Here is a 16,623-nt window from a genome sequence, read left to right as displayed (position 1 = left end):
GGCAAGAGGAAGATCTATGCTGAACCAGGCCTTGCACCGACCCTATCGGCAAATCTGGGAAGACAGTTTAACCATCTTCTGGCGCGACTGGCTGGATCTGCGCGGGCGGGTCTGGCAGGTGGTGGCTTCGGGGCTGGTGGCCCCCCTCATCTACATCGTCGCCTTTGGGGTGGGGCTGGGCGGATCCCTGCGGGCCGAGGCTTTGGCCGACGTGGCCGGAACCACCGCAGCCGGTTCTTACTTGCGCTTCATTTTGCCGGGGATGGTGGCTCTTTCGGCCATGACCATCAGCTTTGCCGGCACCACCTTCTCCATTTGCGGATCGCGGCTGTTTACCAAAAGCTTTGAGGAATTGCTGTTGCTGCCGGTACACCCGCTGGCGCTGCATTTGGGCAAGGTGCTGGCGGGCATTGTCCGCGGCTTGCTCACGGCTTTGGGGGTGTTGGCGGTGGGGGTGCTGGGCACCGGTGCTTGGGGCCTGCTCCATCCCCTGTCGCTGCTGGTGCTGCTTTTGGATTGCGCCGTCTTTGCCGGCATTGGGGTAATCGCCGGCTTGAAGGTGCCCAGCCTGGAGAGTGTGGGGGTGCTGACTAACTTTCTGATTACGCCCATGTCCTTTCTGGGGGCCACGTTTTTTGATCCCAGTCAGTTGCCAAGTTACCTGCAGGTCTTGGTCTATTGCCTGCCCCTTTCCTACGCCAGCATCGGCATGCGGGCAGCCGCCTACCAGCCCCTGGCGGAGTTCCCTTGGTACACCGTGGCGGTGCTGGCAGGGTTGGCGGCCATCCTGGCCCTGGTGGGAGCTTACCTGTTTTCCCACCAGCAGGATTAGTTGCCCTTGCCAAACACCTCTGGGTAGCGAGCCAGTTGCTCCCGCAGGTCTTGGTCGTAGCGCAGGGCAATTACTCGGTAGCCGTGCCCCAAAAGCTGAGAGCGCAGTTGGCGATCCTGGGCAGCCTGGGCGGGATCGTCGTGCACTGCGCCGTCGCAGAAGATGCAGATGTTGGGATCGTAGAAGAAGTCGGCCACGCAGCGGGGCTCGGCGAGGGCTTTCTGGGCCTCATCGGGAAGGCGATAGCCCCCTTCGGCCAGCAGCTCCAGGAAGCGGCGCTCCAGTTCCGAGCGGGGATCGATGAGCTGGCGCAGCCACTCCAGTTGCTCTTGGCGGGAGCGGCCCAGGGGACGCAGCTCGGTGCGGCTATGGGCCAGCTCCCCCAGAAGATCTCGAATCTTGTATCGGTCGAGCTCCAGCGCCTCCCGTTGGTTGGCGTAGCTGAGCAGACACTCGTAGCAGGCTGCGCGGCACTCGGGCCGCAGGTCTTGGATCCCGGCTTCTGAGAGCTGGAAGTGGCAGATCTCTAGCGCCGCCTGGGCCACTTCGGCAAGGGCCTGGGGTTCCTCCACCAGCCGCCGCAGGACGCCGGCTCCCCCTTCTGCCGTCTCGTAGAACAGCAGGGCCCGATGGGATCCCTGGCCGATGCACTCGGCGGCCAGCTCTGTCTCCTCCAGCTCAAAGGTCTCTTCGATTCCCCGCTTGAGGGCATAGCGCAGGGTCGTTTCTAGGGCCTGCAGATTCCCCAGGCTGGGCTGAACCAGCCGCACCAGCAAGAGGTTTTGGGTAGCGCGCACTGCCAGGCGGATGGGCTGCAAGGACATCTGGCTAGACGAGCTAGCCCTATTGCCCCCAAGCTGAGCTCGAGAAGGGACTTCGCCATTGTCAAAGTTGACCAGGAAACCTCGCCCCCCACTGCCCCGCCAGCCGCAGTTGATGCGCAGCAGCGTGGCGGCTGGGGCATAGCGCAACTGCAGCAGGGGAGTTTCGCCCCTTAGCACGTCGGCTTCCTGGACGCGGTAGCCTGAACTTTCGGGAGCAAACTGAAAGAAAGTCTGCAGCTCGTATCCCTGGCGCCGCCGCTCTTCTTCGTCGGCAGTAATGCGATCCCGGCGCCGCATGCGCACATTAGGCATTTCCAGAAGCTGCGTTAAAAGGCTATTTTGCCCATCGAAGCGGGTACCGCAGACGGGGCAGCAATCCAAGGAGGGATCCCCAAAGGCCCCACAGCTAAAGCAGAGCTTGTGGCTGCTTTTGCGCTCCTCCAGGCCGCCGGGCGGAGCCTGAAAGGCCACCGATTCCCACTGGCAGCCCTCGTGGTAGAGGAAGTTGTGGGGGGCAAACTCGCGAATGGCCAAAAACCGGGGCCGGGCGATGAACTCCCCTTCGCTGCCGCGGGGCACCCAGGCGCGCACGGGCAAGGCAGGGAAGTTGTAGCCGGGCAGGAACCCTTCGCTGGCTAGGTAGCGGTAGGGGTAGAAGTCGCTTTCCTCCCGCTGGGTATCGATTTGCAACAGCAGGTTCCGCTGGCGCAGAGCCTCCTGCTGGCGGCGCCTGGCTTCCTGCTGGTCTTCCCGGCGGCGAGCCGTCTGCAGTTGCTGGTTAGCGGCTTCCAACTGTTGCGTGGCGGCCCGATAGAGCTCCCGCCAGCGGTCAAAAGCGCGGTCAAAGGCGCGGGGGGCTTCTTCAATAACCTGCTGGATCCAGCGCCGGCTAAACCAGCCGCTGCGCTCTAGCACTTCCCGGTCAGCAGCCAAGAGCGCCTCCACCCGCTCCGCCACCTCTTGGCGGGCTGCCTCCCCTAGCTGAATGGAAGCAACCACCTCTTCCCGCAGGGGCAGCTCTGGCCGAGCTGAGTCGATGACCGTTTCGATGGAGTTGCCCAAGGGCAAGCGCACCTGGGCCAGCCAGACGGCGTGGATGTGGGCCCGCAGCAGCGACTCATTGGCCAGGTCCAGGCGGGGAGGTCGCACCCGTCCAGCCACCATTTCGGCCCGGCGGCGAAAGTAGTACTGGTCGTGGCTGTTGAAGGCGCCGCAGTAGCTGAGGATGAGCCCCGGCTGCCCCTGGCGACCGGCCCGACCGCTGCGCTGGGCGTAGTTGGCTGGCGTTGGGGGAACGTTGCGCAGGTGCACCAGATCCAGATCGGCAATGTCGACCCCCAGCTCTAGGGTGGGAGAGCAAATGAGGTAGGGAAGGCGGCGCTCCCCGGGCTCATTGCGGAAGCGTCTCTCTCGCCGCTCCCGCTCCCCCGGCTGGACCACCTGGGCGGTGTGCTCTCTGGCTTCCAGGGATCCTAGCCCTGCTGCCCCGGCTCGGTAGAGCTCCTGAAAGAAGGGGTTGATGGGACGGCGGACAGAGGTGTAGCCCTCCTGCTGGGCGCTGCGGGAATACAGAGGATCCGGCGGCGGCAGGCCATCCCCCAGACACCAGCGCAGACAGCCGGCGTCTAGCTGGTAGGCTACCTGGCCATTTTCCACGTGGCGCCGTAGCAGGCCCTGTCTGACCAGGAGAGACAGCAGGGACTCCAAAAACCTGTCGTAGGCTTCTTGGTTCAGATCAAGGCGCCTGCGGAGGAAGCGACCAATGGTGCTGCGGCGGCCCAGGCTGAGCATTTGCCCGTTTTCCCGGGAAGGGTTCTGGCCAAAGCAGCGAGCCGTCCGCAACTCCTCATGCTCTTCCAGGCCCCAAAACTCATTGAGATATTGCTGGGCGCGCCGGCGCAGCCTTCTCTGGGGCTCTGCCTTGAGCACGGGCACATCGATGGCCAATTGGCGCCGAAACCGATCCAACAGAGCCCGCAGCAGTTGCTCTTGCTCCTCAGGGCTGGCTTGGGCAAACCAGGGGTGAAGGGAAGCCAGGGCTGAATTTTGGCAGAGCTCCCCGAGGCCGCGGTACTCGATTTTCAGCAGGCCCACCTGTTCCAAGTTGGGGTGGGTAACCCGCCAGCCGCGCCGCAGATCTTCATAGAGCCGGTATTCGGTTAGCTCGCTAAAGGTCTGCCACACTTCCTCGGCACTGGGCGAGTCGGGATCCAAAGCCGGGTTTTGGGCAATGTCGGCAAGCTCCAGGCCAGAAGCCCGCACCACTTCCTGGGCCACCTCGTCAAAGCCCAGCTCTTTTTTCTTGAGGAGGGCAGCATAGAGCGAGGCCCGCAGAAGGGCCACATGCACAAAATCGTTGAAGTGGCCGGCCTGCAGGGAGGCGTCCTGGCGGTTATCGGTAAAAGTCAGCAGCTTGCTGCAAGCGGCCTGGGTTTGCTCGGCATGGCGCAGTAGGGAGGTGGCAAGGATGGTGGTGGCGCTGGAGCGGCCTTCGCTGGAGAGGGAAGCCAGCTTGACAAACTCCCGCTCGCGGCCACGGTAGTACTCGCCGCAGGCCAGGCACAGGGAAAAGGGGTGGGGCTGCCACCACATCTTCTGCGCCTCCGCCTGGGGGTACTCGGAAAAGGAGCCATCCGGGCGCACCCAGACGGCTTGGGGGACGCGCTTTCCCCAGTCGGTCTTGAGTCTGCCCTCAGGGGTGTACCAGTCTTCGGGGATCTGCTCCAGCGACCACTCGTTGTCAAGAGGATCCAAGCTCAGGTAACCGGCTTGCTGGTCTTCGTCCTGCTCTACCTCTTCTCCCACGGGATAGGGCAGGAACTGATCCCTGGACTTGAGGACGTGGTAGTAGTCCTGGCCACAGTGGCGGCAGAACTTGACGGGGAAAAAGAGCTTGCCCTCCCCCGCCTGCATCTGCCCTTCTAGGGAAAATTGCCGCTTTTCCCGACTCTCCAGGGTGGCGTAGAGGGTGCGGCCCTGGGAGATAAACTGGTGCAGCTTGAAGGCCACTCCTCGGCTGCGGTCGTCTTTGAGGCTGCTGGCGTGGGCAAGGAACTGGCGCAGCGTTGCCGCACAGTTTTCGCTAGCGGTGCCGGTCAGTTGGGCCAGTTGGGCGGCCACCTCGGAAAGCTCCCTGGGCACGCGGCGCTTGAGGCTGCCGTCAGGACTTAACTCCAGGCCCAGCTCGTACTCCAACCAGCGCATCAAGGGATGGCGGCGCAAGCTGGCTAGGTCAGTAGGCCAGGGGGGATCGAGGGCGGGTTTGAGCTCTTCAGGTGAAGGCGGGCCACCTTCGCTCAAAGGGGCCAGGGTCTCCTCGATAATCTGCTCCGGTGTGAAGGGATGGCCAAAGAAGCGGCTGGCGAAGTCGGCCACGGTCTGGCGGCGCTCCAGGGCACTGGCCTCGGGGCGGGAGATCATGGTGGCGCTGGTGCCAATGTGCACCAGGTTCTTGGCGGCGCAGCGTCCCTTGAGGCGGCGAACCAGCATGGCCACGTCGGCCCCCTGCCGACCCCGGTAGGTGTGCAGCTCGTCAAAGACCAGAAAGCGCAGGCCGTTGGGGCTGAGGAAGCGCTGATCTTCGGGGCGCACCAACAGTAGCTCGGCCATCACGTAGTTAGTCAGCAGGAGCTGGGGTGGATCCCGCCGCAGGTTTTCCCGCTCGCTTTCCTCGGTTTCGCCGGTGTATTTGGCAAAGCGCAGTGGAAAGGGGCGATGGTAGGCGCGCTCGTAGCGCTCGCGCAGAGTTTGTAAAGACTGGTACTGGGAGTTCACCAGAGCGTTCATGGGATAGACCACCAGGGCCGTCACCTGGCCCAGGGATCCCCCCTGGCGAATCCAGTTGTCGATGATGGGTAGGAAATAGCAGAGGCTTTTGCCGGAACCGGTGCCGCTGGTTACCACAAAGCTTTCCTCGGCCAAGGCTTTGGCGATGGCCTCCTCTTGGTGGCGGTAGAGACGAAAGGGTCTGCCGTCCTCAGAGCGGAAGATGCGGGCTGTTTCTTCAGTAATCCGCCCCGTTTCAGCCAACTCATCAACGGTTGGGCCGGCTACGTAGGCAGGGCTAAGCTGCACAAGCGGCTCTGGCCAGAGGTGGATCCCTTCTTCCAGAGCTTGGTCTACAAACGCCTGTGCCCGTGGGTCGGCAATGAGAAAAAAGGAGCGGACGAAATTGGCGTAGTCCTTTAGAACCCTCTCGTGCAGGTCAAAAATGGTGGCCATCGGGGCTCTCCAAAGCCATTTTGGCTAGGTTAAGCCTAGCAGGTGTTCTAGCGACTGCAAGAGGATCGCCCTGAGGCTTGGGCTGGGAGATCTTAGGGAGAGGAGAGGCGTTGCTCGTGCAGATCTCCCTCCCATTTCAACTTGCCGCGTAAGTTGCGGATCTCGGCTTGCTCGTAGAGCCGAATGAGGGTGCGCAGCGCTTCGTGAATTATCTCGCGCTTGGTCTTGAGGCCGGTTAGCTGGCGAGCCCGCTCGATCAACTCGATCAGCTCGTCATCCAAGACAACGTTAGTCCGCATGGGAAGCTCCCCTGTTTACACATAATGAAATTAGTGTTGCGCCAGCTTCTCCCATGCCTCTAGCACCAGCCGCCGGGTGCGGTATTCGCCGTATTGACGTATCTCCTTCTCCTTCAGCACGCGAAAGGTTTCGCCGGGGAAGGTGCTAGCAGCAGCGCGGGTAGTGTAGCCAGCCGGGTCGAGCGGGTCTGCCACCTCTTCCCGCGGGTCGAGGATGTCGGCAAGTTCGCGTTCGGTCAAATCCGCCGGGTCGAGGATGTAGCGCAGTTGCTTGCGCGTCAGGCCGTAGAGCCGGGCGTAGTACGCATCCAGTTCAGCGCGGAGGATGGCGCGGCGTTCCTCGTTCCAGGTGAACGGCGGGAAGGGGAAGCCCTCACCCAGTGCTGCGGGCGAGGGGGTCGGGGGGTGAGGTCTAATCACAGCCCGCAATCCTTCGTCTGCCTCTCGCCATACGTCGTCGGCGAAGGGCTTCATGTCCCAGGAGGTGTAGACCAGCTCCAGCACGCGCGGGACGATGAAGCGCAAATCTTCGGCGGTGTAGACGGAGGGCGGCAGGACGGGGAGTTGGCGGAGGATGAAGAATCCAAGCGAAGTACCGCCAATTTTCTGGCGAGTGACAAAATCCAAGACCAGACTGCTGAAATTTGCCAACCATGCTGTAACAAGCACAGCAGATTGGGATTCAGAGAAGATAAGGGGTGCTTTATGTCCCGCCCCCACCCTGGGCAGCAGGCTGAAGATGGCGGTGCGCTCGTCAGTAGACCTTGCCACATCGCGGAAGCCGAGCAGCCAGCCGCGCCGCCAGTCGCCCAGGCGGGCTTGCACTTCTTCGGCGGGCACCCAGTACCAGGGCTGGACAACAAAGTGCGGGTCGGCGTGCTGGTGCTCATCAGGCGTGGGCAGTTGGGTGCTGGAGCGGTCGCGCACGCCCTCATAGGTGCCGTAGCGGTGGTCATAGTGCCAGATCATTTTGGCTTCGTAGAGGGGGAGGTAGCGGCCCTCACCCCCGGCCCCTCTCCCAAGGCTTTGGGAGAGGGGAGAAGGATGCTCGTAGGAATGGGCAGTAACAAAGGCGGCAATCTCTCGCAGGACTTGTTCTGTGTGGTCGAATATCTGCTCATTGGTAAAGCGCAGAATGGCAAAGCCATGTTCGCGCAGGATTTCCTCCCGCAAACGGTCGCGTTCCTGCTGAGTGGGTTCGCGGTGCACAGCGCCATCTATCTCAATGATCAGGCGGGCATCGTCACAGAAGAAGTCGGCGATGAATTGTCCAATCGGATGTTGACGTCGGAATTTTCGGCCTAGCAGCCGACGGTCACGCAACAATTCCCAGAGCAGGCTTTCGGCGGTCGTCGCCTCGCGACGCAACTGCCGCGCCCTGGCAATCAGTTCCTGGCTGGCCTTGGGTAATTCGTACCCTCCTTCTCCCGCAGCGCGAGAAGAGAGGTCGGGGGCTGCGATCCTTCCCCCCTCTCCCGCAGCGTGGGAGAGGGGGTTAGGGGGTGAGGGCACAAACACATTCCCCACCAGCCGGTAACCTTGCTTTTCCAGCTCTGCACGGGTGCGGAAGAGGTGCGAGTCAGAAGACATATTGAACAACCCCTGCTTAAACTGCACGCCCCAGGGATTGACCCTCACCCCCAGCCCCTCTCCCTTAGGAAGAGGGGAGTCGTTCACCAGAACCGGCACGCGCTGGTAGATGGCGCGGGTGAGGTCGGCGTCTTGCCGGGTGCGGAAGACGGGCAGGGTGCGGGTGTTGGGGTTGATGCGGGCAATGTCGTCCGCTGTGAGGGTGAAAACGCGACGCGGGTCGCGCAGGTGGTCGGCACGGGTGGCAAAAAAGGCAAAGCTGGCTGGCGGCATTTCCCCCTTTGGATCCCTTGCTAGGGTGAGCAGGCAGAACTTGTAGCTGCGATGCACTTCAGGGAACACCCCCTCGCGGTTCTCAAAATCAAACAAACTCACCAGTTGCCCTTTTTCCACCACATCGGCAAAGAAAAGCTTGTTGGTGTCGTCGGTGGCAATGCCCGTGGGGACGATGATGCCTGCCCGTCCGCGCGGGCTAAGCAGGTTGCGCACACGCTCTGCAAAGACGGAATAGGTATTGATACGGCCGCGGCCGGCGAGGGGATATTGACCACTGCCCCGTAAAAAGCGGCTGGTGCTTTCGGCGTTGTGCAGGGCGCGCTGGTAGTCGTGCCAGAGGGCGGGGTTGGTCTGGGGCAGGTCAGCAATCAGGCGTTTGCGGGCGGCGGCGTTGGGCGCGCGGGCAATGGCGGTATCGCGGCTGGCGAAGAATTCTTCTTCCTCCAGTTGGATTTGCTCCCAGGGCGGGTTGGAGAGGATGACATCGAAGCCGCCACTTTCAAACACCTCTGGAAACTCCAGCGGCCAGTGGAAAAACCGGTTCTCGACGGCGAGGGCCTGAGCAGTGGCAAGGGCCTGGGAGGGGGTTCTCTCCTGCAGTCGATCAGCCACGGCTTGGGTGGTAATGGCCCTAGAGAAGTCAGGGATCAAGGGCTGGAAAAAAGCGGCTGTCCACAGGTTGCAGGCTTCCACTAGCTTTTGGTGTTGCGGGTCTTGGCAGTAGCGGCTGTAGAGCTGCTGCTTGCGGCTAACCTCTGCCGGGGAGTTGTCTGGAATGGCTTCTAGCTTCTGTCGCTCCTGGCTAAGCTCAGCCACCACCTGGTCAGTGTCAAAAGCAAGGGAAAGCTGCCCTGTTTGCAAACTCTGGCACTCGGTGCGATTGCGCTGCTTTAGCGAGCGGGCAGCCTCCTTGGAGTCAGCGCTAACCGGGGTAAAGGCTTCATCGGGGATGCCCTTTTCCAAAATCGCCAAATCCAAGACACCCACCAGCGAATCGCCGCACTTGATGTGGTGATCCAGGAAGGTGAGGGGCTTGCCGGCGCAGTGGGCCTCCAGCCACAGGGCCACGCGGCAGAGTTCCACCGCCAGCGGGTTTTTGTCCACGCCGTAGATGCAGTGCGCCACCACATCGCGGATGGCCTCGCGGACACGCTCGGGGGCGGGTTCCTCTTCGCCGGTGCGGATCTTTGCCAGTTCCTTGCCCAACCTGCGGGCGGCAGCAAGCAGGAAGTGACCGGATCCGCAGGCGGGATCACACACACGGATGGACAAAATCGCTTGCTCTTTTTCCTCAGGTGGGCGAGCGGCTTTCAGCCGTTCTTCAATCACTGGCTCCAGCGCCGAGCGGATGAGTTCGGCCACTAGCTCCGGCGGGGTGTAGTAGGAGCCTGTGCTCTTGCGCTCTGAGCCGTAGCTCAACTCAAAGCGAGGCGCCCCTTGCCCAGTTACAATCTGAGGCTGGTAGTCGAGCAAGCTTTCGTAGACGGATCCCAGTTCTTCTACATCCAGCGCCGCGTAGTTGACCCGCCGAAGGGGAGAGGTGGGGTTTTCTCGGTAGTAGGCTAGGTGCGAAAAGGCTTGCAGCAGATCCCGGTTGCTGAGGCTGCAGCTATCCAGCTCCAGGGGAGCAAAGAGGTCCCCATTGAGAGGGGCAGCCCCCAAAAGCTGGGCCAGCTCCTCTTGGGAGAGCACCCGCCAGAGCACTCGCAGGCTGCACCAGAGATCCTCATGCTCCGTAAAAGCGCTGCGCCGCTCCAAAAGCCGCCGCAGCCGACCCACGCCGTAGTGATCCCGGTAGAGAGGACTGGCGCTGATAAGCCCCCGCTCCTCCGAGACCAAGAGAAACAAAAAGCGATAGACCAGCCGCAGCAGTTGTCGGTAGAACTCCTCCGGGGTGAGGCGGTTCAATCCAGAAGAGGCCAGCCGCTCCCGCAGTTGGGAGTTTTTGGGATGGGCAAGAAAGCCGTTGGCCAAGCCCTTGAGGCATTCTTCCACCCCATCCCGCAGCCGCTCGCGGACTCGCCCCCCCTGTTCCAGAGCTTGCTGGTAGTACTTCTCCAGCCAACACTCCCGCGCCTGCTCCGCCCTTTGGGGCAGGTGGCTGCGGTGCAACAGGCGAAACAGGATGGCAAAGTCGTTAAAGCGCTGCTCCTCCAGGATCTGCTGCAGGTCAAACTCCACATAGGCCTGCCGGCGCACAAAGGTGCTGTCTCGCAACAGGCGGAGGATCAGCCCGTTGGTGACGATGCCCCAGAGGTGCTCGCTGCGGTTGAGATACTCCTGCAGCAGCGAGTGAGGGGCTAGACGCGGCCTGCCAGTAGGAGCCAGCCGTCCCAGCTCCTGGCGCACCCCCACAATGTGCACCGGCGGAGCGTCCTCTGCTTCGCCAGCTCGGTGGGAGATGGCAAAGGTGGCGCCGTCAATCTCGTAGGCCCGCTGGTTGTAGCGCAGCTCGTAGCCCAGAAGGCTGAGAAAGGGAATGACCCAGGCATCGCGGGTAACCGACGTGGCCGGATCCCCTTCTGGCAGACGGGCCAGCCGACGGCGGAAAACTTCCCACTGGGTGCGGGCATCGGCAAAGACGCTGGCCATCTCCTCGGTCAGGCTGCGCTTGTCGTCTAGCCCAAAGTCTCTCGGCTTCTGGCCCGGCAGCTCGCCGGCCAAAAGCTGCTCCAGGATGTCCGGCCCCAAGAGGCCCCCTTCAAGGCGTAGTGCAGGAAATTGGCTCATCTGGACAGCAGAGGTTGTAGGACAAGAATTCCCAGCAGATCCGGGGGAAACTGCGGCTTAACCTCCAGCCCGCGCACGCGCTGGGAGATAGCCTGTCGGATGCGCCTGTGGGCATCAGCCAGCTCGCCAGCCCGCCGGCAAATGGCCTCCCGGATCCCTTGCTGAAGGGGGTGTCCTAGGCCCCAGTTTTCTGCAGTCGGCGGCCAGGGGCTGAGGCTGTCTAGCACATGCTGCACCAACTCCTGCTTTTCCGCGAGCGGCAGGTTGGCATCTGGCGTGGCTTTGGCCAAAAGCTGGAGCGCTGCCCCAGTTTCCAGCCAGCGGGCTGCGCCTCTTTCCAGGCCAACCCCTCCCAGCACCAGCACCTCCTCCGCCAGCAGAGGCTGAGCCAGCGGCTGCTCCACCAGGTAGCGCACGCGCAGCAACAAGAGGGTGGTGAGCTCGGCCACAGCCCGCGTCCGCACAACCCCGCAGCGGGAGACGACGGCCTCTTCAGGATTATCTAGAGCCTTCTCCAGCAAAAAGTGGGCCAGGGCAGCGATGAGGCGGTGGTTGCGGCCAACGTACTCCGCTCCTTCTGGCGTGGGGGAGACAAAGCTAATCCGCCAGTGTCCACCCTTGGGCTGGGGCAGGGCTGAACGAATGGCCTCCGGCAGGGTTGCCGTGCCCTCTCGGCTGAGGTTGACCTGGAAGACTCCAGACTGCCGGTCAGGGATCACGGCCAGGCCCAGGCGCTGGGCGGCAGCGAGAAAAAATTGCTGTACTGCCTGCGGATCCCCCAGCACGGCGTCTGTAGCCTCCAGTTCCCGCTGCACTTCTTCAGGCTTGAGGGATCGCTGGGCAAAACGGGTGCGGTTGCGCCGCTCCTGCTCGGCAGAGCGATCCCACCGGGCGTGAAACCGGCTCACCTCTGCCATCCCCAGATCCAGCTCCAACTGGCGCTCCCCTGAGCCGGATCCCTGGCGCAAAAAAAGCGCCTCCAGCACCGCCTGGGTAACGCTTTCACTCGCTTCGGGAACAGGCACGTGGGTGCCAAGGGTGCGGCGAATTTCCCGCGCCTTGTCCAGCAGCACCTTTAGCACCACGCCGTCCACAGGGTTATCTCGCCCAAAAAAACGAATGACCTTGACCCGGGGGGCCCGTTGGCCGTAGCGATCCACCCGCCCCTCCCGCTGCTCCAGCCGGTTGGGGTTCCAGGGCAGGTCGTAGTGGATGACGGCTGTCAATTTTTCCTGCAGGTTGATCCCTTCCGAGAGGCAGTCGGTGGCCACCAGCACCCGTGGCTGGTCAACGGCCATTTCCGCAATCTTGGCCTCCCGCTCCTCGTCGCCCATGCGGCCGGTTACGCAGGCTACCTGAGTTGCGGATCCCAGGTGTTGTCGAAGGTGGTCGGCAAGATACTCCGCCGTGGCCACATAGCGGCACCAGAGAATGGGGTGAAAGCTCTCTTTGAGGAGCCGCTTCACTAGCTCGATGGCCCGCGCCAGCTTGGTGTCTTGGTCTACGCCACGCAGTTGACCAGCCAGGCGGGCGAGCTCGCGCAGCCGGCGGCGGTCGCTGTCGGGCAGAGTTTGATCTGCTGCTTCGAGGGCTGGCAGCGGTAATTCGTCGTCAGTACGCTCTTCTGCTGACTCGAACACCCAGCGGCTAAAGCTCTCCTCGGCCTCTTCAGCTTCTTCCTCCCGGGAGCCTGCACCGCGATTGGCCAGCGCTGCCAAGGCCGCTGCCGGACTGGACATGACACAGCGCAAAAGAGCCAGCGCCCCCCAGTAGCGTACTCGCCGCCGCCGCTGTTCCATCTGCTGGCCGGTGCGCACCAGCTCCGCGCAGAAGGCATAGGTGCGCTCAAACAGCTCGCGGTAGCGGGGCGAAAGGTCATAGGTCTCATCTTCAGCTTCTCGGCTTGGGAAGCAGGCGGTTTCTTGCCAGGTCTCCTTAATGTCCCGCCGCGTGCGCTGGACAAAGTGACGGGCCAGCTCGAGGCGCTGGCTCTCAGTGAGATCCTGAAAGTCCCACGCCTCAAACTCAGGCCGCAGCAGCCCCAGCAAGGAACGGAAGGCCTCTGGGATGCCGCTGTGGGGAGTAGCCGTCAGCAGAATCAGGTGGCGGTTGGGCGCTTGGGCAATGGCTCTCAAAAGGGCATGCCGCTCCTGCTGAGCTCTGCCGGAACTGGCCGCCGCCGCACCGTGCACTTCGTCGGCAATGACCAGCTCAGGACAAAACTGTAAAAATTGAGGGCGGTTGCGCTCTGTTTTGACAAAATCAATGCTGGCCACCTGCACCGGGAAGTATTCGTAGAGGCTCTGTCCCAGCGGGGTTTGCCGCTCCAGTTGCCCTACCGTCCCCGAGCGGATAACTACCGGCTCGAGGTGAAACTTCTCGGCCAGCTCCCTGGCCCACTGCTCGCACAAATAAGGCGGGCAAAGGACACAAAAGCGCCGGATCTCGCCGCGATCCAGAAGTTCTCTGGCTATCAGCAGCGCTTCGATGGTCTTGCCCACTCCCACGTCGTCGGCAATAAACAGCCGCACCGGATCAAGGCGCAGCGCCATGAGCAACGGCACAAACTGGTAGGTTCGGGGCCGGATGGAGATGCGCCCCAGCGAGCGAAAGGGAGTGGCGCCCTCGCGCAAGATAAGCCGCGCTGCCTGCCAGAGGAGATGGGCGGCTGCAGCATCGGCAACTCGGTCGGCGCAGGGCAGCGGGAAGAAGGCCGGCTCGATGCGCTCAAAGGGCAAGGTGCCGCCTACAAGGTTCATCAGTTGTCGGTGAATGTGAATCGCATCCTCTGGCGTACCAGTAAGGGGCCGCAGCACTACCCCTTCTTCGGAATCAGCGGGGAGCACCACCCACTCGCGGTGGCGGCAGCAAACAATTGAGCCAGGCTGCATCGATCGGGATCCCTAGAGAGCTTTCTCCATTTGAGATTTGTATACATCTTTGCCGCTTTCCGGGAATGACTGCCGAGCTTCTGCGGCTTTTTTGAGAACCCCCTACAGCCTGCCTGGACAGAACTTCTGCCGGCGCCATGGCCGGCAAAAATTCTACGTGTTGGAAAATGGCCCAGTTGGGTCTCGCCCAAGCCTTTTGCAGGGATCCCTCCTACCCAAAACGTGGGGTGACGGTAGGATGAAACAGAGCTGGCCCCAAGCACTTCCAGCCGCTTGCCCGATGAGCAGCAGCCGTTATCCGTTTGAGCGCGTTCGCGAGCACTTGCTCTTTCAGTCTTTGGAAGATGCTGAGTGGAAGGCATTGACGGCTGCCCTACTGCCCAGCCGCTTTTCCCCCGGCCAGGTGATCTTCCAAGAAGGGGATCCCAGTAGCGACCTATACGTAGTTCTCAGCGGGATCGTGGAGCTGCGTCGCCAGTACATGCGCCATCCCGGCGATTATTGGCTGGCCACGCTGCATGCCGGGCGCGTGTTTGGGGAACTTTCCTTGCTGACGGGACGGCGACGTTCCTTTACCGCGGTGAGCCTGACCGAAGTGCAAACCCTGCACCTCTCCCGCGAGGGGCTGCTCCTATTGCCCCTGGAAGTCCAGCTGAAGCTCTACCGCGCCTGGACCCAGATCATCGGCGAGCGCGTCTTTTGGCTCGACAGCATGTTCGCGGATCTGCTGGAACAGCGGGGAGCCGAAAACGTGGCCTCGGCTATGGCCTTGCTGCAGCAGCGCTACCCCGCTTGAGGAAAGCCAACCCCTGCAGGCAGGCCGGGATCCCTAAAGTTAAATATTAGTTGATACTACTCAAAAAAGAGGCCAGAAATCAAGCGGTGGGATCCCAAATTTTATCTTCAGAATAGCCAGGGGTTGCGGTATTATGTGCTAAGCAGCCCCAAAGCACTTCAAGCAGCGAGGTTAAGAGCAGTGGTCAGGGTAGCCATCAACGGATTTGGTCGTATCGGTCGCAACTTTTTGCGGTGTTGGCTGGGTCGCTCCCAGTCCAATCTCGATATTGTTGCCATCAACGACACATCAGACGCCCGCACGGCTGCCCATCTGCTCAAATACGATTCCATTCTCGGGCCGCTGCAAGGGGCGGAAGTGGAGGCCGTCGAGGGTGGCCTGCTGGTTAACGGCAAGCATATCCACGCCGTTTCCGATCGCAACCCCAGCAACCTGCCCTGGAAAGAGTGGAAGGTGGATCTTGTTATTGAAGCTACAGGGGTGTTCGTAGACTATCAAGGGGCCTCTAAGCACCTTGAGGCGGGAGCCAAAAAAGTAGTGATCACCGCTCCGGCCAAGGGGGGCGACATTCCCACGTTTGTATATGGCGTTAACCAACACACCTATGACCCGGTGCGGCACAACATTGTCAGCAACGCCAGTTGCACCACCAACTGCCTTGCCCCCATCCTCAAAGTGTTGCTGGACAAGTTCGGCGTCTTGCGGGCCACGATGACCACCACCCACAGCTACACCGGTGACCAGCGGATTTTGGATGGCGGCCACCGCGATCTGCGACGGGCGCGGGCGGCGGCGTTGAGCATGGTGCCCACCACCACCGGGGCGGCCAAGGCGGTGGCGCTGGTGATCCCCGAACTGAAGGGCAAGCTGAACGGGGTGGCGGTACGGGTGCCCACGCCCAACGTGTCGCTGGTGGACTTGGTGGTGCAAACGGAGCGGCGCGTGATTGCCGAGGAGGTGAACGCGGCTCTCAAGGACGCTTCAGAGACCACGATGAAAGGGATCATTGCCTACTCCGATATCCCCTTAGTCTCCATCGACTACCGCGGCCACGACTGCTCGGCGATTGTGGATGCCGAGATGACCAGCGTGCTGGACGGGGATCTGGTGAAGGTGATGGCCTGGTACGACAACGAGTGGGGCTACTCGCAGCGGGTGCTGGATCTAGCTGAATATATGGCTGCTCACTGGGTTGAGTAGGCTGTTGTTTCCTGCCTCAATCCCTCAGAGGCGGAGAGGGAGAATTCGGCAAAAACCTGCCAGCGCTTGCCGTCATGGAGGAGGAGGGTCAGGGCAGAGGCGAGAAAGGATCCCTGGAAGAGGCGAGCCTTGAACTGCGGCCAGGCGGCGCGGAACTGGGCCGGCTGGAGATCCCGGAAGGCCACAGTCATGTGGGGCACAAAGGGACGGGCTGGAGCCGTTGCTTCTTCTTGCTTGAGAAGGAGGCTCATGTGCCGCTGGGCCTTGGCCTGAAGCTGTTGCAGCTCGGGGGAGGGCTCGACGTGAATATAAATAACCCGTGGCGGGAAGGCGCCGAAGCCACAGAGCTCAACGGCAACTGGCGCCTGCTCCTTAGCAAATGCTTCTAGGGATCCTGTCAGGGCCGCCAGCTGGGCAGTGGGCCACTCGAAAGGAGGCACCAGGGTGATGTGAGGGGGCGAGCGCAGGGCTGCGCGGCTGGCGAATTGCTCGGCAAACTGTTGTTTAATGGCGGTCACTTGCTCCTGCAGGTCTGGTGGGGGAAGGAGGGCGAGAAATAGCCGCTGTTGGGGAGCATCGATCAGCATTGCCGGACAGGTGAGGGATCCTTTTATCCAGGCTAGGGCAGCACATCCCCAGGCCTCTACCCCATTTCCTAGGGGTCAGAAGGTTTGTCGGGATGCCCGACGTCTTCTTTAACTACTCATATAATTATCTAGTGATTATTCGGTGGCAGTAGGAGCATGACTCTAGTCAATGATATGCTGGACTATACTGAAAATAATGCCCAGTATGTTCAGTATGGCTGCTTGGTATGGCTAGGTATGTAAAACCGAGAGAAGCGGCGGATTATTTTGGGGTGTGTCTCCACACCTTGAGGCGATGGGAACAGAAGGGCTGGATCCATGCAGTACGTACACCATCCGGTAGGGCGAAAAGGTATGACCTCGACAGCTACATCAGA

9 protein-coding genes are annotated in these 16,623 nt (G+C 61.8%); 4 read left to right on the top strand and 5 right to left on the bottom strand.

Features of this window, described 5'->3' with window-relative positions; all coding sequences use genetic code 11:
* The first annotated feature begins 16 nt into the window (after window positions 1-16).
* Window positions 17-832 carry an ABC transporter permease gene (locus tag SYN65AY6A5_RS09635; protein WP_011429228.1) on the top strand — a complete coding sequence of 272 codons (816 nt, stop codon included), beginning with the start codon at window positions 17-19 and terminating at the stop codon, window positions 830-832.
* Here the strand turns inward: SYN65AY6A5_RS09635 and SYN65AY6A5_RS09630 are convergent.
* The 4 genes from SYN65AY6A5_RS09630 to SYN65AY6A5_RS09615 all read right to left on the bottom strand — a co-directional run bounded on the left by SYN65AY6A5_RS09630 (window position 829) and on the right by SYN65AY6A5_RS09615 (window position 13,663).
* Entirely contained in the window at window positions 829-5,877 is a 5,049-nt protein-coding gene (locus SYN65AY6A5_RS09630; RefSeq protein WP_099884303.1) for a DEAD/DEAH box helicase, read from the bottom strand. The two genes, SYN65AY6A5_RS09635 and SYN65AY6A5_RS09630, sit on opposite strands and share 4 nt — an antisense overlap.
* Before the next feature lie 92 nt (window positions 5,878-5,969).
* Window positions 5,970-6,176 (bottom strand): type II toxin-antitoxin system VapB family antitoxin, encoded by a 207-nt coding sequence (locus tag SYN65AY6A5_RS09625; RefSeq protein ID WP_011429230.1) that lies wholly within the window; start codon window positions 6,174-6,176, stop codon window positions 5,970-5,972.
* Window positions 6,177-6,206: 30 nt separating this feature from the next.
* On the bottom strand, window positions 6,207-10,772 hold the full coding sequence (locus tag SYN65AY6A5_RS09620; protein WP_099884301.1) for an endonuclease domain-containing protein: 4,566 nt from the start codon (window positions 10,770-10,772) through the stop codon (window positions 6,207-6,209).
* Complete coding sequence (locus SYN65AY6A5_RS09615) at window positions 10,769-13,663, bottom strand: helicase-related protein (RefSeq protein WP_099812524.1); 2,895 nt, start codon at window positions 13,661-13,663, stop codon at window positions 10,769-10,771. Before SYN65AY6A5_RS09615 ends, SYN65AY6A5_RS09620 begins: the two co-directional genes overlap by 4 nt.
* 280 nt (window positions 13,664-13,943) lie before the next feature.
* Here SYN65AY6A5_RS09615 and SYN65AY6A5_RS09610 point away from each other — a divergent pair, with 280 nt between their 5' ends.
* Together SYN65AY6A5_RS09610 and gap are read left to right on the top strand one after the other, a co-directional pair.
* Window positions 13,944-14,459 (top strand): cyclic nucleotide-binding domain-containing protein, encoded by a 516-nt coding sequence (locus SYN65AY6A5_RS09610; protein WP_168174249.1) that lies wholly within the window; start codon window positions 13,944-13,946, stop codon window positions 14,457-14,459.
* 180 nt (window positions 14,460-14,639) lie between these two features.
* A complete protein-coding gene (gene gap / locus SYN65AY6A5_RS09605; RefSeq protein WP_011429234.1) occupies window positions 14,640-15,659 on the top strand; it encodes a type I glyceraldehyde-3-phosphate dehydrogenase in 1,020 nt (339 codons plus the stop codon).
* On the opposite strand, the gene SYN65AY6A5_RS09600 is transcribed toward gap, so the two are convergent.
* The gene (locus SYN65AY6A5_RS09600) at window positions 15,644-16,246 is read right to left on the bottom strand and encodes a 2'-5' RNA ligase family protein (RefSeq protein ID WP_011429235.1); all 603 of its coding nucleotides are present in this window, start codon (window positions 16,244-16,246) and stop codon (window positions 15,644-15,646) included. The two genes, gap and SYN65AY6A5_RS09600, sit on opposite strands and share 16 nt — an antisense overlap.
* A gap of 227 nt (window positions 16,247-16,473) precedes the next feature.
* On the opposite strand from SYN65AY6A5_RS09600, the gene SYN65AY6A5_RS09595 reads away from it, so the two are divergent.
* Window positions 16,474-16,623: helix-turn-helix domain-containing protein (locus SYN65AY6A5_RS09595; protein WP_143597158.1), on the top strand; the 150-nt coding region annotated here is incomplete at its 3' end.

It is taken from the genome of Synechococcus sp. 65AY6A5, assembly GCF_002760415.1.
Classification (GTDB): Bacteria; Cyanobacteriota; Cyanobacteriia; order Thermostichales; family Thermostichaceae; genus Thermostichus.
Note: the sequence above shows the minus strand (reverse complement) of the source record. Positions and strands in the feature narration are given on the sequence as shown.